Source organism: Rhodoblastus acidophilus, from assembly GCF_025961575.1.
GTDB classification, from domain to species: Bacteria; Pseudomonadota; Alphaproteobacteria; order Rhizobiales; family Beijerinckiaceae; genus Rhodoblastus; species Rhodoblastus acidophilus_C.
Genome location: NZ_JAOQNX010000003.1, coordinates 1 through 23,179, shown reverse-complemented (window position 1 = coordinate 23,179; position 23,179 = coordinate 1). Strand labels below are relative to the sequence as shown.

Below are 23,179 nucleotides of genomic sequence, written 5' to 3'. Positions count from 1 at the left end.
TGCTTTATTCATTTTTCGAAAACAATTCATTCCACTCGTGCAGCCAAGATGCAGCCGGCGCTCAACGCTTGTCAAGGCGCGAAGGACAGTGGAGCGAAGCCATGGTGAAAAGGATTATTGTTCAAGGCGAACGCCTCTATTATCGCAGCGCAAGAAATATTTGCTGCGTCGCAATAAAGACAGTCCCGATCAGCCTCGAGCCGACCGAAGCGCCGCCACCCCGTTGTTGTTGCACCAGATGCGCGCTCCCGCGCGAATCCCGCCCAAAGTCCCAGCCTCGCCCGGTTGACGGTCTGCATCGCAACTGCGAAAAATAGCCGCACCTTCCGGGGCCGGGCTGACCCAAAGTTTTGCCCAAATCCCTGATCTTTAATGCATTTTCAGCGAGACTCGATGACAGGCAATCCGGCTGCGAAGAACGAGGCGCCCCGCGAAACGGTTCTCATCGATCTCGCCTTGCAGGGCGGCGGCTCACATGGCGCCTTCGCCTGGGGCGTGCTCGACCGTCTGCTCGAAGAACCCTGGATCAAGATCGAAGCCATATCGGGCACCTCGGCGGGGGCGATGAACGCCGCCGTTCTCGTCAGCGGTTTTATGAAGGGCGGCGCGCCCGGCGCCCGCGCCGCGCTCGACGCCTATTGGGAGCGGGTCGCGGAGGCCGCTCGTTTCAGCCCGATCCAGCGTTCGCCGCTCGACCGGCTGATGAACCGCTGGTCGCTCGACGCCTCCCCCGGCTATGTGATGATGGACCTGCTGAGCCGGCTGGTGTCGCCCTATAATCTCAATCCGTTCGGCCACAACCCGCTGCGCCCGCTGCTCGAGGAGAGCATCGATTTCGCCCATCTCAACGAAGCCGACATCAAACTGTTCATCACCGCGACCAATGTCCACACCGGGCGCGGAAAAGTGTTCCGCAACAAGGAGATCACGCCCGAGGTCCTGCTCGCCTCGGCCTGCCTGCCCACCATGTTCCAGGCCATCGAGATCAACGGCGAGCCCTATTGGGACGGCGGCTATGCCGGCAATCCGACCATCACGCCGCTGGTGCGCGAGAGCCAATCGCGCGACATCCTCCTGGTCCAGATCAACCCGCGCCAGCGCCTGAAAACCCCGCGCACGGCCGCCGAAATTTTGGACCGGCTCAATGAGATCTCCTTCAACTCTCCGCTGATGAAGGAGCTGCGCATGATCGCGCTGCTGCGCCAGGCCGTCGATCCCGGCGCGGGCGAGGCGTGCCGCTGGGCGTCCATGCTCACCCATCGCATCCACACCGACAAGCTCGCGGAATTTGGCGCCTCCTCGAAACTCAACGCCGAAGGACCGTTCCTGCGCCTGCTCAAGCAGGAGGGCCGCGACGCCGCCGACGCATTCCTGGCCGCCCATGGCGACGACCTCGGCAAGAAATCCACCGCCGATCTCGATGTCCTGCTGGAGGAGTGCTGACCATGACCCTTTCCGATCTGGTCGGCCTGTTCGGCATTCTCCTCGGCCTGAGCCTGTTGATCTGGCTCGCCTTCCGCGGCTGGAGCGTGCTGCTGCTGGCGCCCATCGCCGCCATGGTCGCGGCGCTCCTGTCCGGCGAGCCCCTGCTCGCCCACTGGACCCAGACTTTTATGCGCAGCGCTTCGGTGTTTCTCGCGCAATTCTTCCCGATCTTCCTGCTGGGCGCGCTGTTCGGCAAGCTGATGGAGGACACCGGCTCGGTCGCCTCCATCGCCGACGCCATGACCCAAAAGCTCGGGACAAAACGCGCGATTCTCGCCGTGGTGCTCGGCGGCGCCGTCGTCACCTATGGCGGCGTCAGCCTGTTCGTCGCCTTCTTTGTCATCGCGCCCATGGCCATGGGCCTGTTCCGCGCCGCCAAAATTCCGCGGCGGCTGATGCCGGCGGCGATCATGCTGGGCACGTCCACCTTCACCATGTCGGCCATGCCCGGCGCGCCCTCGATCCAGAACACCATTCCCATGCCGTTCTTCGGCACCACGCCCTTCGCCGCGCCGGGCCTCGGCCTGATCGCCTCCGCCATCATGCTCGGCTTCGGCCTGTGGTGGCTGGCGCGCGAGGAAGCCGCCGCCCGCAAGCGCGGCGAGGGTTTTGGCGACGAAGCCGAACTCAAATCGGCGGACGAACTCGCCGGCGACGAAACCCTGCGCGAGCGCGCCACCGCCTCGCATGAATTCGATCCCGCCGAAATCGCCCATGGCGCGGTGGCGACCGCGACTCCGCCGTTCTGGAAGGCGGCGGCGCCGATCGTCGTCGTCATCCTCGCCAATCTGATTCTCTCGCTGGTCGTGCTGCCGCGCCTCGACCTCAGCTTTCTGGCCAAGCCCGAATGGGGCGGCATCCAACCCTCCGCCGTCACCGGCGTCTGGTCGGTGCTCACCGCCCTCACCCTGGCGATCCTGACCACGCTGGCGCTCAACGGGCGCCGCCTGCCCAATCTGCGCGCCACCATGGACGCCGGCGTCAACGCCTCGGCCCTGCCGGCGATCAGCGTGGCGAGCCTGGTCGGCTTCGGCGCCGTGGTCGCGGCGCTGCCGGCCTTCGCCATGGTGCGCGAAGCCGTGCTCGGCATTGGCGGGGGCCCGCTGGTGTCGCTGGCGGTGGCGACCAACATTCTCGCCGCGCTCACCGGCTCGGCCTCGGGCGGCCTGACCATCGCGCTCGACGCGCTCGGCGGAACTTACCTTCAGCGCGCGGCGGCGATCGGCATGGATCCCGCCCTGCTGCATCGCGTCGCGGTGATCGGCGCGGGCACGCTGGACAGCCTGCCGCACAATGGCGCGGTGGTCACCTTGCTGGCGGTCTGCGGCTCCAACCACAGCGCTAGCTACAAGGACATTTTCATGGTCGCCATTCTCGGGGCGATCGTGGCGCTGGTCGCGGTCATCGTGCTCGGCTCGACCGTCGGGTCCTTCTGAACCCTCAAAGCCGCCAATCCGGAGTTGGAACCATGTCGCTGATCCGCCCGCACGCGCGCCTGCTGCTCGCCGCATCCCTGCTGCTGTTTGCCGGCTGCAAGCAGGAGACCGCGCAAGAGGCGCCGCCGCCGCGCCCGGTGCGGACCATCATTGTGGAAAAGGCGAGCCTCGGTCAGGCCATTTCGCTCACCGGCCAGCTCCAGGCGGAAAAAGAGGTTTCTTTGGCCTTCCGCATCGGCGGAAGGATCATCGAGCGCAAGGCCGAAGCCGGCGACCGCGTCACCCCGGACCAGATCGTCGCCAAACTCGATCCGCAGCAGGAAATCAACGCGCTGCGCTCGGCGCGCGCCGCGCTCTCCGCGGCCAAGGGACGGCTGGAGCAGGATTCCAATCATTTCGACCGCCAGCAAACCCTTTTGCGCCAGGGCTGGACCACCCGCGCCAATTTCGACAAGGCGCAGCAGGCGCTGCGCTCCGCCCAGGCCGCCGTGGACGACGCCAAGGCGCAGGTCGAAATCGCCGAGGATCGCGTCGGCTATACCGAACTCAAGGCGGGCGTCGAAGGCACGGTGACCCGCCGCAGCGCCGAATCCGGCGAAGTCGTCCAACCCGGCCAAACCGTGTTCACCATCGCCCGCGACCATGGCTGGGACGCGGTCTTCGACGTCCCCGCGCAAGTCTTGCGCACGGCGCCCTCGGACGCCGAAGTCACCATCGCCCTCACCGACGCGCCGCAGGTCACCGCCAAGGGCCGGGTGCGTCAGGTCGATCCCCAGGCCGATCCGGTCACCCGCACGTTCAAGGTCCGGGTCGCGGTCAACGATCCGCCGCCGGCCATGCGCCTGGGCGCGACGGTCACCGGGCGGGTCGATGTCGACGAGGGCCATGGCCTGTCGATCCCCGCCAGCGCGCTCACCGCGTCAGGCGGCGGCCCAGCCGTGTGGGTGGTCGATCCCAAAACCTTGTCGGTCGCGCTCAAACCCGTCGAAGTCCAGCGCTTCGATCCCGGCACGGTCGTCCTGTCCGGCGGGCTTGAGCCCGGTGAAATCGTTGTGACCGCGGGCGTCCAGGCGTTGCATCCCGGCCAGCAGGTGCGCCTGCTCGGAGAGCGCTCATGACCGGCCCCAATCTCTCCGACTGGGCCCTCAAACATCGATCCTTCGTCATTTTCGCGATGATCGCCATCGTCGTCGCCGGCCTGATGTCCTACTTCAAGCTCGGGCGCAACGAGGACCCCGCCTTCACCTTCCGCACCATGGTGGTGCAGGCGGGCTGGCCGGGCGCGACGCTCGACGACACGCTCGATCAGGTCACCGAACGCCTCGAACGCAAATTGCAGGAAACCCGGGGCATCGACTTCGTCCGCTCCTACACCACTGCCGGCCGCACCACGATTTTCGTCAACCTCAAGGGCGCAACCCCGCCCAAGGACGTGCCGGACATCTGGTACCAGGTGCGCAAGAATATTGGCGACATAAGACGCACCCTGCCCCAAGGCGTCGTCGGCCCGTTCTTCAACGACGATTTCGGCGACACCTACGGCCTGATCTACGGTTTTACCGCCGACAACGGTTTTAGCACCCGCGAACTCCGAGACTATGTCGAGGACGTGCGCTCAAAACTGCTGCACGTGCCCGACGTCTCAAAGATCGAAATCCTCGGCGCGCAGGACGAGCAAATCTATTTCGAATTCTCGACCCGCGAACTCGCCGGCCTCGGCATCGACCGCGCCGCGCTGATCGCCGCGATCCAGGCGCAGAACGCCGTAATCCCCGCGGGCGCCATCCAGACCGGCGACGAAAAAATCTCGATCCGCGTCACCGGCGCGTTCCAGTCCGAAAACGACCTCCTCGACGTCAATTTCTCCTCCAACGGCCGGCTGATCCGCCTGCGCGACATCGGCACGATCCGCCGCGCCCCGATCGACCCGCCCCAACCCATGTTCCGCGTCAACGGCAAGCCGGCCATTGGCCTCGCCATCGCCATGGCCGACGGCGGCGACATTCTGGCGCTCGGCCGCAATGTCAAGAAAACCCTCGACGAAGCGACAGCCGACCTGCCGCTCGGCATCGACGTGACCCTCGTCTCCGACCAACCCGTGGTGGTCGATCACGCCATCGGCGAATTCATGGAATCGCTGTGGCAGGCGATCGCCATCATCATGGCGGTGAGCATCGTCAGCCTCGGCCTGCGCCCCGGCGCGGTGGTGGCGCTTTCCATCCCGCTGACGGTCGCGATCATTTTCCCGATCATGCAATATTTCGGCATCGACCTGCAGCGCATTTCGCTGGGCGCGCTGATCATCGCGCTCGGCCTGCTGGTCGACGACGCCATGACCACGGTCGACGTGATGATCTCGCGCATGGCGGCGGGCGACAGCAAGGAAAAGGCGGCGACCGTCGCTTACGAATCCCTCGCCTTCCCCATGCTCACCGGCTCCTTCATCACGGCGGCGGGCTTCGTCCCGATCGGCTTCGCCAAAAGCTCGGCCGGCGAATACACATTTTCCATTTTCGCCGTCGTCTCGATCGCGCTGATCGTCTCCTGGTTCGTCGCCGTCCTGTTCGCGCCGCTGCTCGGCGTCTGGCTGCTCAAGGCGCCGAAAGCGAAGCCGGACGCAAAACCCAGCCGGATCATGGCCGCCTTCAAATTCGTCCTGCTCGGGGCGATGCGCTGGCGCTGGCTCACGGTCACGGTCACCATCGCCTGTTTCGCCGCCTCGCTCCTGGCCCTGCAACTGGTGCCGCGCCAGTTCTTCCCGGCCTCCGACCGGCCGGAGCTGGTGGTCGACCTGACCCTGCCGCAAAACGCGTCGATTTTCGCCACCGACCGCGCGGCGCAAAAACTCGACGCGCTGCTAAAAGACGATCCCGACGCCGCGAGCTGGAGCACCTATGTCGGGCGCGGCGCGATCCGTTTTTATCTGCCGCTGAACGTGCAGCTCGCCAATGATTTTTTTGCTCAGGCGGTGGTCATCGCCAAGGATGTTTCGGCACGGGAGCGGTTGCACGCCAAGTTGGAGAAGGAGCTGGCGGAAAAACTTCCGGGCGTGGTCGCCCGCGTCTCGCCGCTGGAGCTGGGGCCGCCGGTCGGCTGGCCGGTGCAATATCGCGTCAGCGGCCCCGACCTCAGCCAGACCCGCGACATCGCTTTGCGGCTCGGCGCCCTGCTCGGCGCCAACAACGACCTGCGCCGCGTGAACTACGACTGGATGGAGCCCGCGCGAAAGGCGCGCGTGGTGATCGACCAGGACCAGGCGCGCCTGCTGGGCCTCAGCTCCCAGGCCCTGTCCGCCTATCTCAACACGGTGATGATCGGGACGCCGATCACCCAGGTGCGCGACGACATTTATCTCGTCGACGTGGTCGCCCGCGCCCAGGACGAGCAGCGCGTGTCGCTCGACACATTGCAATCCCTGCAAATCCCGCTGCCGAGCGGAGGCGCCGCGCCGCTGAGCCAGATCGCGCGGTTCGAATTCGAGCAGGAATATCCGCTGGTCTGGCGGCGCGACCGCACGCCGACGCTGACGGTGCGCGCCGACGTCATCCCCGGCGCGACGCCCGAGGGCGTGGTGTCGGCGCTCACGCCAAAAGTCGAAGCGCTCAACGCCAGCCTGCCCAAAAACTACCGCATCGAAGTCGCCGGCACGGTCGAGGAAAGCGCGAAATCGCAAGCCTCGGTGTTCGCCATGATCCCGTTGATGCTGTTCCTGATGCTGCTGTTCCTGATGGCGCAGCTCCACAGTTTCAGCCGACTGGCCATGGTGCTGAGCCTGGTGCCGATGGGCCTGATCGGCATCGTCCTCGCCTTGCTGCTGTCCGGACGACCGCTCGGGTTCGTGGCGATCCTCGGCATATTGGCGCTGATGGGCATGATCGCGCGCAATGCGGTGATCCTGATCGAGCAGATCGAGGCCGAGCGCAAACAGGGGCTTCCCATGTGGGACGCGATCGTCGAAGGCGCGATGTCGCGCTTCCGGCCGATCATGCTGACGGCGATCTCGACGGTGCTCGGCTTCATCCCGATCGCCCCGACGGTGTTTTGGGGCCCGATGGCCTTCGCCATCATGGGCGGCCTGTTCGTCGCGACGATCCTGACCCTGCTGGTCCTCCCGGCGCTCTACGTGATCTTTTTGCGCGTCAAGGAGCCGGCGTCAGCTTAGCCGCGGTTTTACAGACACGAGCCCATCCGCGTCGTTTGCTGCGATCCTCGGGCGCGTCCCTTCTCCCCTTGCGGGAGAAGGTGGCGCGCGTAAGCGCGCCGGATGAGGGGTTCGTTCCTGCCTGACTTATCTCACAAAGTCGCCCAACCCCGCCGCCAGCAAAGCGAGCACGATCACCAGCAGCGAGACGCCCGCCGCCGGCCATTGCCGCAAGCCGACGTCCGCCCGCTCAAAGGCCGGGCCGAGCCTGACCAACCGCGCAAACCCGCGTTCAAAAAAGACAATACTGTCCCCGGTCGGAATCTGCGGAACCGACAGCCGCCGCCAGACCGGCGCGAGCGCGACGCCGATTGCGACCGGCCAAAACCCATCCCAGAGCGCGTCAAGCGTCAAAGCCTTACCGGGATCGACGGCGAACGCCCAGGGCAAGAAAAGCGCGCCAAGCGCCAGCGCCGGCCACACCCGCGCCAGCGGGACGGGCGTCTCGCTCGCGGCCTCCGCCTCTCCCGACACAAGCCGCGTCAAAAAATGCGTCATCAGCATGGCGCTGCCGATGGACGAAAGCGTCGCCAAAACTTTCGCCCAGCCCGCGTCAAACTGCGCCTTCGACGCAAGTTTCGCCAACGCCCCGCCGGTCAGCGGCAGTCCGGCGAGGCTCAGGGCCAGCGCCCCCGCCAGCGCCAAAGCCCAAACCGGCCGCCGCACGGCGAGCGCGCCAAGGGCGACGAACAAAGCCGCCTTCACCAACAGATGATTGGCGGCGTAAAACGCCATATCGCCCGCGGCGGAAACCTGCCCCGCCGCCAGCCCCAACCCGAGCGCCGCGGAAATCACCCCCATCTGGCTGATGCTGGAATAGGCCAGAACATTCTTGGCATCGCGCTGGGTCAGGCCGACCACCACGCCGTAAAAAGCGGTGACAAACCCCAAAATGGCGAGCGCCCCGCCCGCCTCCGCCAGCGGCGCCTCGAACGGCAGGAAGCGCAGCAACCCGATCACCCCGGCTTTGACCCCGGCGCCGCTGAGCACGGCGGCGACCGGGATCGGCGCGGCGCGGTAATTCAGCGGCATCCAGCCATTGAAGGGCACAAGCCCCATCTTCATGCCGAAGCCGGCGACAACCAGCACAAGCACGGCGCCGCGCCACGGCGACGCCGGCAGCGCCGCCATGACTTCGGCGATCCCCACACCCTGCGGCGCGCCGGCCGCGAGCAGCGCGAAAGCCGCGAGCAACACGGCCTCGCCGGCCAAAGCAAAAGCCAGATAGACGGCGCCGGCGCGCTGTTTCTCCGGATCGTCGGAAAAGGCGAACAGCCCATAGGCGGGCAGGCTGACCAGAGCATAAAGCAGATAGAACGACACGAGATCGCCGGCGACGAACACGCCGAGACTGCCGATCATGGTCAGCAGCCAGCAGACGCCAAAACGCGCATCCTTGTCGCGCCAAAGCGTCGCGCTCACCACGATCCACAGCAGAGCGGCGAAAGCGAGCAGCAGCGCCCCCGGCGCATCGAGCCGCAGCACAAACCCCAAAGCCGAAACCGACACAGGCGGCCCGCTCAGCCCCATCAGACCGGCGGCCAGTCCCGGCGCCGGCGCCAGAAATTGCCATGCGAGCGCGCGAGGCCGCCACGGCCGGACAAAACAGGCGGCCAGAAACGCCAGCGGCCAGGCCAAGGTCGCGACCAGCAAGATTTGGATCACGACGCCCCTCCCCCCGCCAAGGGGCGGCCGATCCGAATGAATTCAAAGAAATTTTCCGGCGCAAAAGCCAGCGCCAGCGCGATCACGACGAGTCCGAGCGCAACCAGTTCCTGCGAACGTCTTGGGCTCGCCTTGACCTTGACCTCCCCGTCGCCCAGCGCCGGCGCGAGGATGCGAAAAACATAGCCGCCGGCCAGCAAGCCGCCGCCAAGGATCGGCACAGCCCAAATCCATTGGCCGGATGCGGCGCAGGCCCGCAACAAAAACCATTTGGCCTCGAAACCGCCGCTTGGCGGCAGCCCCATCAGCGACAGCCCGCCAAGACCCAGCGTCAAGAACGTCAGCGGCAGCGCCCGCGCCGCGCCGCCAAATTGCGCGATCCGGTCATGGCCGAGCGCCTCCGCGAGCACGCCGGCGGACAGAAACATCGCCGCCTTGGCGAAGGCATGGGCGAGCACCTGCATAAAACCGCCGCTCCAGCCGAGCGCGCCGCCCGCAGGCGCCGCCGCCAACGGAAACATCAGAAACAAATAGCCGATCTGCGCCACGGTCGAATAGGCGACCAGCAGTTTGAGCCGCGCCTGACGCAGAGCCAAAATGCTGCCGAACAAAGCGGCGCAGCCGCCGAGCGCGCCGAGAAGCGCGGCGGGCGCCGCGATCGGCAGCCCCGGCAGCACATAGAACCACAGCCGCAGCGCGAGAAAAAACGAGCCCTTCACCACCAGACCCGACAGCACCGCGCTCGCCGCAGCGGGCGCATTGGCGTGCGCCGGCGGCAGCCAGATGTGCAGGGGGAACAGAGCGGTTTTGGCGAGCAGCCCGGCCGTCATCAGCGCGGCCGCCGTCCACACCAGCGGCGTCCCCTCGATCTTTTGCCCGAGCAGGACGATGTCGAGCGTCCCATAGCCGCCATAAAGCAGCGCCACGCCCAGCAGATAGGAGATCGAGCCGAACAGCGCGAACAACAGATAGCGCAAGGCGGCGGCGAGCGTTTCCGGGCGCCCGTCGATGCACACGAGCGGGACCGCGGCAAAAGTCAGAAGCTCCAGCGCGACATAGAGATTGAACAGGTCCGAGCCGAGGAAAACAAGATTCAGCGCCGCCCAGATCGCCTGCAGCATGATCCAGAAGGTCAGCGCGCTCCGGCTTTCTCCCCCCTGGGGCGTGGCGAACTTTTCGCGCGCGTAAAAGGCGGCGGCGGGCACGATCAGCGCCGTCACCACCATCATGGTCGCGGAAGCGCCGTCGGCGCGCAAAGCGATGCCCAGCGGCGGCGCCAAGCCGCCGATCTCATAGACCAGCGGCGCGCCGCTCCAGGCGACGAGCCAGGCGACGAATCCGGCCAGCACCAGCCCGACCGGCGCCAAAGCAAGCGTGATGGCTTCCGCCGCCCGCCCGCCGCGGGCAAAGGACAGCAATATGCCCAGAACGGGCGTCAGAACGGCGAAAACCAGCAGCTCGCCCCCCGGCGCCGTCACTGGCCGCCCTCCCCGGGCTTGGTCCAGGCCCGCGGATCGAGCGTCACCTTGCCGCTCGCGGCGGCGAGCCGCAGGATCAGCGCCACCGCCAAGGCGCTGGCGGCGAAGGCGACGACAATGCCGGTGATGACCATGGCTTGCGGGACGGGATCGAAGGCGAAGCCCGCCGCCGCGCCGCGCCGCGCGACAATGCCGAACACCAGAAAAACCCCGCTGCCCACCAAATTGAAGGCGAGCAATTTGCGCAGCGGATGCGGGTTGGAAATCAGCCCGTAAAGTCCGAGCCCGACCAGAGCGGCGCCCACCAGTCCCGCCAGCACGGAGGGGGTCATTTCGCGCCCCCGTCCGGCGGTCCGGAGACCAGCATGGGCAAGGCGACCGCGATCGAAACAACCATGAAAGCCTCGATGAACAGAATGAGCGGCTTGGCGAAATTTTGCGGATAAGCGAACAAATGTCCCGCCAGCATCAGCCCGGCGACGCCGACGACCAGAAAGACCGCGGGTCCGGCGACCAGCGCCAGCCGCAGCTTGCGCGAATCGATGCGCGGCGGCGCCATCAGCCGCGCCATCATCGCGACCATGCCCATGGCGGCGAGCAGGGCGCCGCCTTGAAAGGCGCCGCCGGGCGCGTCGGCCCCGACCCAGAAAATGTGGAGGCCGATCAGCAAGCCGACGGGCGCAAGAACTTGCGCCAGCAGGATCATCGCGCCATCGGGCTCCGGCTTGCGCAGCGGCGCCGGCGCCCGGCCCCAGGCCGCATCGGCGCCGACCGACCAGACGCCGAGCACGGCGAGGATCAACACCACCTTTTCCAGCATGGTGTCGAAGGAGCGATAGGAAATGAGCACGGCCGTGATGGGATTGCCGAGCCCCGCGCCGGGACCGCTCGCCGCTTCGGCGGCGGCCGGCGCCAGACTCGGCGGCGTCGACGGCAGGGTCAGCACGACCCAGGCGAGCGCCCCGGCGACCAGCGCCGCCAGCGCCCCCGCAAAAATTTTCAACCCGCGCCCGGGCGGCGCGCCGATCTCCGCCGAGGCCAGCGCGTCGAGCCTTTTTCCCGCGGTGACCAGCAGCACGCCGGTGACGCCGCCGCCGACCGCCGCCTCGGTCAAGGCCACATCGGGAGCGTAAAGCCGGACCCAGACCAGCGCGAGAAGCAGCCCATAGGCGACATAGCCGACCACGGCGGCGAACAGATTGCGCGCGGAAACGGTCCAAGCCGCGACGCCCACCACGAGCAGGGCGAGGCCAAGGTCGAGCGCGGCCAGCACGCTCATTTGCGGCCTCGGCGCAGGGCGCGGCCGATCAATTGCGCGGTCGAGGCGCCCGACACCAGAGCCAGCGCCCAGACCACCACCAGCTTCAACGCCGCCAGCGGAGTGTCCGCACGGGGAATGAGCCCCAGCACGACCAGTCCGAGCCCAAGATTGTCGGCTTTCGACAAAGCGTGCAGCCGGGTGAGCGAATCGGGAAAGCGCAGCAATCCCACCGTTCCCGCGAAGAAGAAGAACACGCCGGCGCAGATCGCGACCAGGCTGAAAAGGTCGCTCATTCGCTTTCCCCCTCGCTCGCGTCGAGATGATTAAGAAAAGCCATGGCGGCGAAAGCGGCGAGCAAGGCGAGGCCGAGCGCGACATCGTCGACGCCGGGCACGCGGGTCGCATAAGCGGTAAGCAGCAAGGCGGCGATGCCGCCCGCGCCGAGCAATTGCACCGCCATCAGCCGGTCGACATCGTCGGGGCCGCGCAGAATGCGGGCGAGGCCGACAGCGACCGTCAACACGATCACGCCGGCGGCGGCGAGCAGGAACTCATCCATGGCCGATCGCCCTGTTGAAGGCCCGCTCCTGCGCGGAAAAATCCTCCGCGACCGGCTGCGACACATCCAGCGCGTGAACGAAGACGACACCGCCCTCCGCCCCGGTCGGCAGCGTCCCCGGCATCAGGCTCTGGAGCAGACAGAACAGGTTTTGCCGCTCGCCCTCGGGCAGGGTGATGGCGCAAGAGACGAAGCCCGGTGAAAGCCTCGGACGCGGCGCCAGCGCGCGCCAGGCGACATCGAGACCGGCGGCGAACGAGCCGCGCAGCAGGCGGCCGACAAGCAGCAGGAAACGTCCCGCGTGAAGGCTGATTCGTCCGGGAGCCAGCAGCCTCAGGCTCACCCAGGTCGCCGCGATGGCGCCGGCGACGGCGACCGGCAAATCCTTGACCGACCAGCCCGCGATCACCAGCCAGAACAACAGGAAGAAACCGAGACGCGCGAAAGAGCGCAGGATGCCGATCGGCGCGCCAGAAAACATTCAGGAGCCTCGAAATATTGCGCTGCACAAAAAGCTAACATTCCCCTGCGGGCTTGGCAATATCGGCCGGCCCGACGCGGACCCTTCCGAATCCGGCTTGGCTGCGCAATACTCCAGGCTCGGTCTCCAGCGAGGAGCGCGCAGACATGACCACGACCGCCCTTGAACTCGCGCGGCTTCAGTTCGCCTTCACAGTGGCGTTCCACATCGTGTTCCCGGCGCTGTCGATCGGCCTCGCCTCCTATCTCGCCGTCCTCGACGGCCTGTGGAACCTCACCAAACGCACCGTCTATCTCGACCTCTTCAACTATTGGAAAAAGATTTTCGCCATCGGCTTCGGCATGGGCGTCGTCTCCGGCCTGGTGATGAGCTACCAGTTCGGCACCAACTGGAGCGTGTTTTCCGACAAGACCGGCCCCGTGCTCGGCCCGCTGATGGGCTATGAAGTTTTGACAGCGTTCTTCCTCGAAGCCGGTTTTCTCGGCGTGATGCTGTTCGGCGAGGGACGGGTGTCGCCAAAGCTGCGGCTGTTCGCCTCCTGCATGGTGGCGCTGGGCACCGCGATTTCGGCCTTCTGGATCGTCGCGGTCAACAGCTGGATGCAGACCCCGCAAGGCCACGCCCTCAACGCAGCCGGCCAGTTCGTCCCCCAGGACTGGCTGAAAATCGTCTTCACGCCCTCCTTCCCCTATCGCTTCGTCCATATGGTGCTCGCCGCCTATCTCACCACCGCATTCGCCGTGGGCGGCGTCGCGGCCCTGCACCTGTTGCGCGGGCGCGCGACGCCGCAGGTCAAGACGATGTTCTCCATGGCGCTGTGGATGGCGGCGCTGGTCGCCCCGGTCCAGATCCTCGCCGGCGACATGCACGGGCTCAACACGCTCGAACACCAGCCGGCCAAGGTCGCCGCCATGGAAGGCCATTTCGACAGCCAGGACGGCGCGCCACTGATCCTGTTCGGCTGGCCCGACATGGCCAAGGAAAAGGTCGAATACGAAATCGCCATTCCCCATCTCGGCGCGGTCATCCTCACCCACAGCTGGAATGGGCGCCTGCGCGGCCTCAAGGAATGGCCGAGGGATCAATGGCCGCCCGTGCCGCTGCCGTTCCTGAGTTTCAGGATCATGGTGGCGCTCGGCTTCGCCATGGCCGGCTTCGGCCTGTGGAGCCTGGTCGCGCGCTGGCGCGGCAGGCTTTACGACAACCGGCTCCTGCACCGCGCCGCGCTCGCGCTCGGCCCCAGCGGCTTCGTCGCCATCGTCGCCGGCTGGACCACCACCGAGACGGGCCGCCAGCCCTACACGGTCTACGGACTGCTGACCACGGCGCAATCCGCCTCGCCCGTCCAGGCCTCCGCCGTCGGCGCGTCGCTGATCGCCTTCGTCCTGGTCTATTTCGCCCTGTTCGGCATGGGCCTCTATTACATGGGCAAGCTGATGAACCGCCCGCCCCTGCCCCATGAGCCCTCGCTGCCGCCGGCGCCGGCCCATGCGACCGGCCTGACGCCGGCCGCCGGCCTGATCGTCGAAGGCGCCGACCGGGAGGCGCGGCCATGAGCGGCGTCAGCGGCCTGACCTTCGATCTGCCGACCATCTGGGCCGGGCTGATCGCTTTCGCCGTACTCGCCTATGTGGTGCTCGACGGCTTCGACCTCGGCCTGGGCGTGTTGTTCCCCTTCTTCAAGGGCAAGGCCGAGCGCGACGAGGTGATGAATTCCGTCGCGCCGGTCTGGGACGGCAACGAAACCTGGCTGGTGCTCGGCGGCGGCGGCCTGTTCGCCGTCTTTCCCCTCGCCTACGCGATCATCATGCCGGCGCTCTATCCGCTGGTCATCGGCATGTTGCTGGCGCTGGCGTTTCGCGGCGTCGCCTTCGAATTCCGCTTTCGCGCCGACAGATCGGCCCCGCTCTGGGACTGGGCGTTCTGGGCGGGCTCCACTTTCGCCGCGCTGTGCCAGGGCATGATGCTCGGCGCGCTGGTCCAGGGCATAAAGGTCTCGGGCCGCGCCTATGCCGGGGGCCCGCTCGACTGGCTCACGCCGTTCAGCCTGCTCACCGGCGTCGCCCTGGTGCTCGGCTATGCGCTGCTCGGCGCCTGCTGGCTGATCTACAAGACCGAACACGCCGTGCTGCGCCGCGCCTTCCGCCTGGCGCGCCCGCTCGCGCCAACCGTGCTGCTGCTGATCGCGGCGATCAGCCTGTGGACCCCGTTTCTGCACCAGGACTATTGGACCCTGTGGTTCGGCTGGCCGCGCGACCTGCTGTTCGCGCCGCTGCCGATCGCCTGCGGCGCGCTGGGCCTATGGCTGATCAAATTTCTGCGCGAGGAGGAGCGCGAGGGCGCGCCCTTCCTGCTCGCCATGGCCATTTTCATCCTGTGCTATGTGGGGATCGGGATCAGCTTCCACCCCTATATCGTGCCGCGCGCGGTGACGATCCACGAAGCCGCGGCGCCGGAGTCCAGCCTCGCCTTCCTGCTGGCGGGCGCAAGCGTGCTGATCCCGGTCATCCTGATCTACACGGGCTACGCCTATTGGGTGTTCCGCGGAAAAACCAACGCGGCCGGCGGCTACCACTGACAGATGATAACCCGTTCCGTGAACGGAGGCTGGGGGAAAGCCTCCCTATAGAGAAATCCCTCATGGTGAGGAGGCTGCGAAGCAGCCGTCTCGAACCATGGCCATCGCAACGAGACTCATCAGCCTGCGCGCGCCCGCCCCTCACCCGTTTCGCGCGCGCCGAAACGTCTCCAGCGCCTGAGGGAAAAAATAGTCGGCGATCTGCTGGCGCAGCGGCGCGTAGGCGTCGCCGAGCGCGGCGCGCAAGACCTCGGCCGACGCGTCGGCGATCGAACCCGCCCTCACGTCGCCGGCGGCGAGCGCCGCCTCGAGTTCGTCGAGCACGATCTGCACATCCGCAGGCGCGCCGCCGCCGGTCGGCGCGGAATCCGCAGGAAGCGCGGCGCGGATGGCCGGGACCAGCGCGGCCAGACGCGTCTGTATCGCGGCCAGGGCCTGTTCGACGCCTTCACCCGTCTCCCCGGCTTTCAACACCGCCTCGAGCCGAGCGGCCGCCTGGAAAAGCTCGGTCGCGCCAATATTTCCGGCGGCGCCCTTCAAGGAATGGGCGATCAGAACGGCGCCCTCGGCGTCGCCGCCGTCAAGACGCGCCCGGAGCCGCCCGGCGTCGTCCGCATGGGCGGCGGCGAAGCGCCCGATGATCCTGAGATAGGCGCCGACCTGCCCGTTCACGCGGCCGAGGCCGTCGGCAAGGTCCAGGCCCGCGATCGGCGAGAGCCCGCTGACCGACCCGCCGGTCGGGGGCGCGGCCGCGGGCTCGCCGTCGCCGGCCGCGGGCAGCCAGCGCGCCAAAGCGGCGTAAAGCTGCACGGGATCGACCGGCTTGGTGACGAAATCGTTCATGCCGGCCTCGAGACAGGCGCGCCGGTCGGCGCTGAACACATTCGCCGTCAGCGCCACGATCGGCTTGGCCGCCCATCCGGGCAGAAGGCGGATCGCCCGCGTGGCCTCCATGCCGTCCATCACAGGCATTTGCACGTCCATCAGGATCAGATCGACCGGTCCGGCCTTCGCCAGTTCGACCGCTTCCGCGCCATTGACCGCAGTGACGACATCGAGGCCGCCCGCCCGCAGAATCGCGACCGCCACCTCCCGATTGATTTCATTGTCCTCGACCAGCAGGATGCGGCTGTGCGCCCCGCCGAATTTCGCGGCGAAATCCCGCGACGACGGACGCACGCCATGCGCCAAGGCCACGCCCTTCTTCAGGCGCGCCGTGAACCAGAAGATGCTGCCCACGCCGGGCGTGCTGTCGACGCCGACCTCGCCCCCCATGGCTTCGGCGAGCCTGCGGGTAATGGCGAGCCCCAGCCCGGTGCCGCCGAACCGGCGCTTGATCGAGGCGTCGGCCTGTTCGAAGCTGCTGAACAGGCGCGGCAGCGCCTCGGGCGCGATGCCGACGCCGGAATCCTCGACCTCGAACCGCAGGAGCACCGAGCCATTGCTCTCGCTCACGGCGGCGCGCAGGGTGATGAATCCGGCCTCGGTGAATTTCACCGCATTGTTGGCGTAATTGAGCAGGGCCTGGCGCAGCCGGGTCACATCGCCGGCCAGCCGTTGCGGCGTGGACGCAATGTCGATGTTGAGCCGCAAGCCTTTCGCCAGCGCCGCGGGGCTGATCAGCGAGCTGATGTCGGCGAACAATTGGCCGAGATCGAAATCGCGCTCCTCCAGTCGCAGGCCGCCGGCCTCGATCCGCGAGAGATCGAGGATATCATCGATCAGGACGAGCAGATGTTGCGCGGCGACATCGATCTTACCCAGCCGATCCGCCTGCGCAGGCGTTGGATTTTCGCTCTCGAGCAGACGGGTGAAGCCAAGGATGGCGTTCATCGGCGTGCGGATTTCGTGGCTCATATTGGCGAGGAATTGCGAGCGCGCCGCCATCGCCCGCTCCGCCGCGAGCTTGGCGTCGTGCAGCGCCGTCACGTCGTAAAGCCAGGCCAGCGAGGCCGTCTTCCCTTCGTAGGGAATGGTCATGTAGGAGGCCAGCGCCCAGAGCGGCGGACGCTCGGGCTGGTCGGGAAGATGGAATTCGATCAGCCGGTTCATCACGGCTTCACCCCGGCGAAGCCGCGCGCAGATCTCGTCGAACACCTCGGGATCGCGATAGGCGCTGCGGATGTCCCAGGCCAGCGCCTCCTTCTCGGTGCGGCGGACGACCTCGGCATAAGCGGGATTGACGAACAACACCTTGTTGTCGGACAGCGAGGCGATGCGCACCGAGATCGGCGCCGCCCGCATCACCTGGCGCAAGGTCTCCTGCTCCATGCGCAGCCGGGAACAATCGAGCACCACGGAGCGGGTCGCCACGAACGCGCCCTTGGCGTCATACAAGGCCGTCGCCGAGATCAGCACCGGCCGCGACTCGCCATTGGCGGCGCGCAATTCGAATTCGAGTTCGTCGATCCGGCCGGCGTCGAGGAAACTCTGGAACGACTCCCTGAAGACGTGCTCCCAATCCTTCGACATGAAGGCGGTGATGTGCTGGCCCAAAGCCTGTTCGCGGGTCACGCCGAGCCAGACGAGCGAGGTGTCGTTGATCCGCGTGATCACGCCGTTGGCGTCAAGAGAATGGTAGCCGCAGGGCGCATTGTTGTAGAGGTCCTCGAATTCCTCCGCCTGGGCGCTCAGCTCGGCCTGCACGCGCTTGAAGGCGGTGATGTCGGTCATCTCGACGACGAAGCCACGCACCGTCCCCGCGAAAATGTCGGGGACATAACTGATCAGGGCGTGGCGAACGGCCCCGTCGGGGCTGACGACCTGGGTCTCGAATTGTTGCGGCTCGCCCCTCAGCGCGGCGCGGATGTGCGACTCGCGGCCGGCGAACACCTCGGGTCCGAGAAAGTCCTGGATGCGCTGGCCATTCAACGCTTCGGGCGTGACGCCGAACCAGTCGATATAGCGGCGGTTGGCGAAACGGTTGCGCAGCTCGGCGTCCCAATAGCCGAGCAGCCCCGGCGTCACGTCGGTGAGCGTCGCCAGGAAGCGCTGTTTTTCCTGCAAATCGGCGGTGCGCTCGGCGACGCGTTCGCGCAAGCCGCGAGTCTGCAGGTCCAGCCGCCGGGCGCCCCAGACGAGCAGCCAGGTCAAGGCGGCGGAGAGCAGCGTCAACAGCGCCGCGCTTTGCCGCCAATATGTCGAGAAATCATCCACGGCGCGGCCGACCGTCATCCAGAACGGCGCATGGTCGAATCTCACGACGCCATAGACGCGCTGGGCGCCGTCGATCGGCGCCACCGTCTCATAAACGAATTCGGTTGCGTCGGGGCGCTCGCGCAGCAAGGCGCGAAACGTGCTGGAGACGGTGCGGTTGCCGGGTTCGCGGCTTTCGCCTTCGAGCGCCGGGCGGCGCACGATATCGGTCAAATCCAGCGCGCGCATGTTGACGACGCCGGACTGGCCGAGATCGATTTGCGCAAACATCTTGCCGATGCCCTGCACGGGGATGACGGCGAGCGCCACGCCGCGGAAGGCGCCGCGATGATCCTCGAGCCGGCGCGCCAGGACGAGAATCCAGTCGCCCCTCGTCAGCGAGCGCAAGGGACCGTCGATCAGCAGGCCCTGTTCATTCGCCTTGGCGCGCTGAAAATAGCCGCGCTGCGCGATATTGATGGATTTCCCTTCCGTCTCCCAATCGCCGGCGCCGAAGACGACGAGGCCGGTCTCGTCGCTCACTTCGATGCGTCGCAACAAGGGGAATTTGGGGATGCCGCGCAACGCGTCCTCGGCCAGCGCCCGCTCCGGCGATTCGCCCTTCTCGCTCGAAATACGGTAGCGTTGAACCACCGACAGGAGTTCGGCGTCGGCGACGTCGAGCGAATTCTCCACCTGCGCGGCGAGCACGCGCGCGGTGTTGAGCACCGAGGTTTCGGCGGCCGTATAGCCTTCGCGCCATTCCCTCCAGACGATGAAGGCCGACAAAGCCATGATCGCCAATGCGGGGATCCACACGATGGCGGTGAAGCGCAGCCTGGATTCGGAACCTTGCACGGTAGGGGCCCGCCATCAGGGAAAGGAGGTGATCCAAGTTTCCGAGCAACAGTAACCCCGATCATCCGATCCATGCTAGAGCGGGAAAGGCGGCGCTGAGCGCCGCCAGACTTCGCGTTAGGAAAGCCTGCTAACGCAAGTAAACTGTCGTCCCTTCAGTTCGGAACGCCCTCGGCATGACCGCCGGAGGCCTCGCGTTTCACCAGCGTTCCCTTTTCGACCATGATCGAAATCATCTTGGCGACGGTATCGCCGAGCTCGACAAAGGCCTCGATCGGCAAAACGACGCGCTGGCTGAACACCAGCGCGGGCTGACCGTCGTCCCGCTTCTGCGCCGGCGACAGATTGGCGAAGTCCAGACGGACCACGCCTCCCGTCACCGCAATGTCGACCAGCCTGTCCACAAAAATATCGCTGCTCACGTTCATCTCCTCAATCCCAGCGGCCCTCAGCTCGTCGTGGTCACGGTGAACTGCGTCCACGCGCTCCAGGCGCCGCCGTCATAGGCGCGCACCGCCAAAGTATCGACCGACCCGGCCGCGCCCGCCGCGAACGAGGCGGTCGGCAGCAGCGCGGAGGGGAAGTCGACGATCTGACCCGCCGGCGCGGCGGTGGTTCCAAGCGCGATGTGGCCGCTGGTCGCGGAGGTGTTCAAATCGACGAACTGGTATTCGCTGATGGCGAGACCGTTCGGATCCGTGACCTGGAACAGCGACGCCAGGGCGAGGCTCGCATTGGCCGCGACCTTGGCGGCGCCCGCCGCAATTGTGGGCGGCGTGACGCTCGGACCTTGGGTCTGGACCTGGACGTCGATCCAGTTTCCGTAATCGAGCGCGTTGGAGGCGCGCACCCAGATGTCGTCGACGCCCACGGCGCTGCCGCCGACGAATTTGAGCTTGGCGATGTCGGAGGCCGCCACGTCGAGAACGCCGCCGGCGCTCTGCGTCACGCCGTTCAGCACGAAAGACCCGCTCGACGCCCCGGCATTGGCGTCGATGAATTCATAGGTCGTGATCGCGTCGCCATTCGCCAGGGTCGCGGAGAACAGGCTGGAGGCGGCGACCGACGCGCCCATGGCGACGGTGGCGTCCTTGGGCGAAAGCACCGGCGCGGAAGCGAGCGTGAAACTCAGCGAGGCCGTTCCGACATTTCCGGCGGCGTCGGTTTCGCTGGCGACGATCGTGTGCGCCCCGACCGCGAGGCCGGTCGGCGTGTAGGACCACGCGCCGGTCGCGCCGGCGGTCGCCGTCACCGTGGCGGCGACGCCGTCCACGGTGAAACGGACCACGGCGTTGGGGTCGCCCAGACCATAGAGGCTGGGGTCGGTGGTGACCTTGTCGCTGGAGGAGGCGCCCGTGTCATTGGCCAGGCCGATGGTGGGCGCGGGCGCCTTGGTGTCGAGCGTGAAGGTCAGCGAGGCCGAGCCGACATTGCCGGCCGCATCGGTCTGGCTGGCGACGATGGTGTGCGCGCCATCGGCGAGGCCAGTCGGCGCATAGGTCCAGGCGCCCGAGGCGTTGGCCGTCGCGGTGGCGGTGGCGGCCACGCCGTCGATGGTGAAGCGGACCACAGCGTTGGGGTCGCCCGTTCCGCTCAGGGCCGCATTGGAGGTGATCTTGTCGGTCGCCGACGATCCCGTGTCGGAGGTCAGCTTCGCCGTCACCACCGGCGCCTTGGTGTCGAGCGTGAAGGTGAGCGAGGCCGAACCCGTATTGCCCGCCACATCGGTCTCGCTGGCGACGACCGTATGCGCGCCGTCCGCGAGCCCCGTCGGCGCATAGGTCCAGGCGCCGGTGGCGTCGGCGGTCGCCGTCGTGGTCGCGGCCACGCCGTCGACGACGAACTTGACGACGGCGCTCGCCTGGCCGGTTCCGCTCAAGCCAGCCTTCGACGTGATCTTGTCGGTGGCGGAGGCGCCGGTGTCGCTGGTCAGCTTTTCGGTCACGACCGGCGCCGTCTTGTCCAGCGTGAAGGCCAGGCTGGCGGAGCCTTTGTTGCCGGCGGCGTCGGTCTCGCTGGCGACGATCGTATGCGCGCCATCGGCGAGGCCGGTCGGCGCAAAGCTCCAGGCTCCCGTCGCATCGGCGGTCGCGGTCGTGGTGACGGCGACGCCGTCCACCACGAAGCTGACCACGGCGTTGGGATCGCCGGACCCGCTGACGCCCGGGTTCGACGTGATCTTGTCGGTGGAGGAGGCGCCGGTGTCGCTGGTCAGCTTTGCCGCGACAACCGGCGCCGTCTTGTCCAGCGTGAAGGCCAGGCTGACGGAGCCGGCGTTGCCGGCGGCGTCGGTCTCGCTGGCGATCACCGTATGCGCGCCGTCCGCAAGGCCGGTCGGCGCATAGCTCCAGGCGCCGGCCGCGTCCGCGGTGGTGGTGACGCTGACGGCGCCGCCATCGAATTGCAGGCTGACGACCGCATTGGCCTCGCCCGAACCGCTGAGCGCCGGATTGGAGGTGATCTTGTCGGTCGAGGAAACGCCGGTGTCGCTGGTCAGCTTTTCCGTGACGACGGGCGCGGTGGCGTCCAGCGTGAAGGTCAGGCTCGCGGAGCCGGCGTTGCCGGCGAGGTCGGTTTCGCTGGCGACAATGGTGTGCTGGCCATCGGCAAGGCCGGTCGGCGCAAAACTCCAGGCGCCGGTCGCATCGGCGGTCGCGGTCGCGCTGGCCGCAACGCCGTCGATGGTGAAGCTGACCACAGCGTTCGGATCGCCCGACCCGCTCACAGCCGCATTCGAGGTGAGCTTGTCGGTCGCGGAGGCGCCGGTGTCGCTGGTCAGCGCTGCGGTCACAGCCGGCGCCGTGATGTCGCGGGTGACGGTAAGCGTCGCCTTGCCGACATTGCCGGCGATATCCGTCTGACTGGCGACGATCGTATGGACGCCGTCGGCAAGACCCGAGGGCGTGAACGTCCATGCGCCCGAAGCATTGGCGGTGGCGGTCGTGGTCGCGGCGACGCCGTCAACGGTGAAGGACACGACGGCGTTGGCGTCAGCGGTTCCGCTCAGGCTTACCGCCGACGTGACCTTATCGGTCCCGGAAACGCCGGTATCGTTGACCAGCGCCGCAGTGACGGTCGGCGGCGTCGTGTCGAGCGTGAAGGTCAGGCTGGTCGCGCCGACATCGCCGACCGGATCGGTTTCGCTGACGATAACAGTATGCTTGCCGTCGGCAAGACCGGTCGGGACATAGGTCCACGCGCCCGTCGTCGTGGATGTCGCGGTCGTGGCGGCGGCGACGCCGTCGATGGTGAACTTGACGGTCGTGCTGATGTTGCCCGTTCCGGTCAGGGACGGAGTGTTGGTGATCAGGTCGGTCGCGCTGGACCCGGTGTCGCTGGTCAGTTTCGCCGTCAGGATCGGGGTGGTCGTCGCAACGAATTTGTAGGCCGTCGTCGACGAGGCGCCCGACACTTCGGCGAAATACTGGCCCGCCGCGAGCGTTTTCAGAATGGTTGCGTAGGAGCTCGCGCCGCCATAGGCCGTGGTGATCCTCTGGCCGCTGGCGTCGAACAGGGTCAGCGTGGCGTTGCTGGTCAATCCCGTGAGTTGCAGCGCGACCGGACGCTGCCCGCCGACGGTGAAGCTGTAGTAGTCGACCGGCGCGGCGGTGTTGATCGAATCCGACACGGTCACGGTTCCGAGCGTTCCCAGCGCCTTGGCGCTCGCCAGCGTCGCGCCGCCCTGGTTCGTCGTCGCCGTCGCCGACGCCGTCAGCGTATAAGCGGTGTCGGAATTGGGATCGTCGATATGGACGTAATAGGTCCCGGCGGCGAGATTGGCGAGCAGCGTCGAAGGAGTCGTCGGCGAGACGGACTCCCAGTCAATCTGGTTCCCGGCGCTGTCCAGCAGAGCCACGTTGACATAGGACGATCCAGTTTGCCCGGACAGATTGAGCGCGACCGAGGACAGGCTCGCGAGTGTGAAGCTGTAATAATCGTCCGGCGCGGCGGCGCCGACCCAGTCGGATTTGGTGACGGCGGTCGAGGAGAGCGCGCCGAGGCTGGTCGCAATGGCCAGCGTCGTTCCGGCCGCGTTGGGCAG

General features: G+C 67.0%; 16 protein-coding genes. 6 read left to right on the top strand and 10 right to left on the bottom strand.

Features of this window, described 5'->3' with window-relative positions; genetic code table 11:
* Window positions 1–393 precede the first annotated feature (393 nt).
* The 4 genes from M2320_RS02505 to M2320_RS02490 are packed head-to-tail and all read left to right on the top strand — an operon-like array spanning window position 394 to window position 7,083.
* Window positions 394–1,443: a patatin-like phospholipase family protein gene (locus M2320_RS02505; protein ID WP_264595948.1), complete on the top strand. Its 1,050-nt coding sequence runs from the start codon at window positions 394–396 to the stop codon at window positions 1,441–1,443.
* A 2-nt stretch (window positions 1,444–1,445) separates the two neighbouring features.
* The gene (locus M2320_RS02500) at window positions 1,446–2,921 is read left to right on the top strand and encodes a GntP family permease (RefSeq protein WP_264595947.1); all 1,476 of its coding nucleotides are present in this window, start codon (window positions 1,446–1,448) and stop codon (window positions 2,919–2,921) included.
* Between the two features lie 32 nt (window positions 2,922–2,953).
* Window positions 2,954–4,039, top strand: coding sequence for an efflux RND transporter periplasmic adaptor subunit (locus M2320_RS02495; protein ID WP_264595946.1), 1,086 nt, complete (start codon window positions 2,954–2,956; stop codon window positions 4,037–4,039).
* Complete coding sequence (locus M2320_RS02490; RefSeq protein WP_264595945.1) at window positions 4,036–7,083, top strand: efflux RND transporter permease subunit; 3,048 nt, start codon at window positions 4,036–4,038, stop codon at window positions 7,081–7,083. Before M2320_RS02495 ends, M2320_RS02490 begins: the two co-directional genes overlap by 4 nt.
* Before the next feature lie 126 nt (window positions 7,084–7,209).
* Here the strand turns inward: M2320_RS02490 and M2320_RS02485 are convergent, their stop codons facing one another.
* The 7 genes from M2320_RS02485 to M2320_RS02455 are packed head-to-tail and all read right to left on the bottom strand — an operon-like array spanning window position 7,210 to window position 12,566.
* Complete coding sequence (locus M2320_RS02485) at window positions 7,210–8,787, bottom strand: proton-conducting transporter membrane subunit (RefSeq protein ID WP_264595944.1); 1,578 nt, start codon at window positions 8,785–8,787, stop codon at window positions 7,210–7,212.
* Window positions 8,784–10,265 carry a complex I subunit 5 family protein gene (locus tag M2320_RS02480; RefSeq protein WP_264595943.1) on the bottom strand — a complete coding sequence of 494 codons (1,482 nt, stop codon included), beginning with the start codon at window positions 10,263–10,265 and terminating at the stop codon, window positions 8,784–8,786. Before M2320_RS02480 ends, M2320_RS02485 begins: the two co-directional genes overlap by 4 nt.
* Complete coding sequence (locus M2320_RS02475; protein WP_184425522.1) at window positions 10,262–10,597, bottom strand: NADH-quinone oxidoreductase subunit K; 336 nt, start codon at window positions 10,595–10,597, stop codon at window positions 10,262–10,264. Before M2320_RS02475 ends, M2320_RS02480 begins: the two co-directional genes overlap by 4 nt.
* Complete coding sequence (locus M2320_RS02470) at window positions 10,594–11,544, bottom strand: hydrogenase subunit MbhD domain-containing protein (RefSeq protein WP_264595942.1); 951 nt, start codon at window positions 11,542–11,544, stop codon at window positions 10,594–10,596. Before M2320_RS02470 ends, M2320_RS02475 begins: the two co-directional genes overlap by 4 nt.
* Window positions 11,541–11,819 (bottom strand): monovalent cation/H(+) antiporter subunit G, encoded by a 279-nt coding sequence (locus tag M2320_RS02465; RefSeq protein ID WP_264595941.1) that lies wholly within the window; start codon window positions 11,817–11,819, stop codon window positions 11,541–11,543. The genes M2320_RS02470 and M2320_RS02465 overlap by 4 nt, the downstream gene beginning before the upstream one ends.
* Window positions 11,816–12,085 carry a monovalent cation/H+ antiporter complex subunit F gene (locus tag M2320_RS02460; RefSeq protein WP_264595940.1) on the bottom strand — a complete coding sequence of 90 codons (270 nt, stop codon included), beginning with the start codon at window positions 12,083–12,085 and terminating at the stop codon, window positions 11,816–11,818. The genes M2320_RS02465 and M2320_RS02460 overlap by 4 nt, the downstream gene beginning before the upstream one ends.
* Window positions 12,078–12,566, bottom strand: a complete 489-nt coding sequence (locus tag M2320_RS02455; RefSeq protein WP_264595939.1) for a Na+/H+ antiporter subunit E — start codon at window positions 12,564–12,566, stop codon at window positions 12,078–12,080. The genes M2320_RS02460 and M2320_RS02455 overlap by 8 nt, the downstream gene beginning before the upstream one ends.
* A 146-nt stretch (window positions 12,567–12,712) precedes the next feature.
* Between M2320_RS02455 and M2320_RS02450 the strand changes: the two genes are divergently transcribed.
* Together M2320_RS02450 and cydB are read left to right on the top strand one after the other, a co-directional pair.
* Window positions 12,713–14,122: a cytochrome ubiquinol oxidase subunit I gene (locus tag M2320_RS02450; protein WP_264595938.1), complete on the top strand. Its 1,410-nt coding sequence runs from the start codon at window positions 12,713–12,715 to the stop codon at window positions 14,120–14,122.
* The gene (cydB, locus tag M2320_RS02445) at window positions 14,119–15,144 is read left to right on the top strand and encodes a cytochrome d ubiquinol oxidase subunit II (RefSeq protein ID WP_319801406.1); all 1,026 of its coding nucleotides are present in this window, start codon (window positions 14,119–14,121) and stop codon (window positions 15,142–15,144) included. The genes M2320_RS02450 and cydB overlap by 4 nt, the downstream gene beginning before the upstream one ends.
* A gap of 141 nt (window positions 15,145–15,285) precedes the next feature.
* Here cydB and M2320_RS02440 read toward each other — a convergent pair whose 3' ends face one another.
* From M2320_RS02440 to M2320_RS02430, 3 genes are all read right to left on the bottom strand, one after another.
* On the bottom strand, window positions 15,286–19,137 hold the full coding sequence (locus M2320_RS02440) for a PAS domain-containing protein (RefSeq protein ID WP_264595937.1): 3,852 nt from the start codon (window positions 19,135–19,137) through the stop codon (window positions 15,286–15,288).
* Window positions 19,138–19,292: 155 nt separating this feature from the next.
* On the bottom strand, window positions 19,293–19,559 hold the full coding sequence (locus M2320_RS02435; RefSeq protein WP_264595936.1) for a hypothetical protein: 267 nt from the start codon (window positions 19,557–19,559) through the stop codon (window positions 19,293–19,295).
* 26 nt (window positions 19,560–19,585) lie between these two features.
* Window positions 19,586–23,179 (bottom strand): beta strand repeat-containing protein (locus M2320_RS02430; RefSeq protein WP_264595935.1); only part of this gene is annotated, 3,594 nt, incomplete at its 5' end.

Excerpts from the sequence above, each read along its gene's own strand:
- M2320_RS02465 (WP_264595941.1), bottom strand. The coding sequence starts at position 11,819 with ATGAGCGACCTTTTCAGCCTGGTCGCGATCTGCGCCGGCGTGTTCTTC.
- M2320_RS02500 (WP_264595947.1), top strand. The coding sequence starts at position 1,446 with ATGACCCTTTCCGATCTGGTCGGCCTGTTCGGCATTCTCCTCGGCCTG.
- M2320_RS02505 (WP_264595948.1), top strand. The coding sequence starts at position 394 with ATGACAGGCAATCCGGCTGCGAAGAACGAGGCGCCCCGCGAAACGGTT.
- M2320_RS02490 (WP_264595945.1), top strand. The coding sequence starts at position 4,036 with ATGACCGGCCCCAATCTCTCCGACTGGGCCCTCAAACATCGATCCTTC.
- M2320_RS02470 (WP_264595942.1), bottom strand. The coding sequence starts at position 11,544 with ATGAGCGTGCTGGCCGCGCTCGACCTTGGCCTCGCCCTGCTCGTGGTG.
- M2320_RS02475 (WP_184425522.1), bottom strand. The coding sequence starts at position 10,597 with ATGACCCCCTCCGTGCTGGCGGGACTGGTGGGCGCCGCTCTGGTCGGG.
- cydB (WP_319801406.1), top strand. The coding sequence starts at position 14,119 with ATGAGCGGCGTCAGCGGCCTGACCTTCGATCTGCCGACCATCTGGGCC.
- M2320_RS02460 (WP_264595940.1), bottom strand. The coding sequence starts at position 12,085 with ATGGATGAGTTCCTGCTCGCCGCCGCCGGCGTGATCGTGTTGACGGTC.
- M2320_RS02495 (WP_264595946.1), top strand. The coding sequence starts at position 2,954 with ATGTCGCTGATCCGCCCGCACGCGCGCCTGCTGCTCGCCGCATCCCTG.
- M2320_RS02450 (WP_264595938.1), top strand. The coding sequence starts at position 12,713 with ATGACCACGACCGCCCTTGAACTCGCGCGGCTTCAGTTCGCCTTCACA.
- M2320_RS02455 (WP_264595939.1), bottom strand. The coding sequence starts at position 12,566 with ATGTTTTCTGGCGCGCCGATCGGCATCCTGCGCTCTTTCGCGCGTCTC.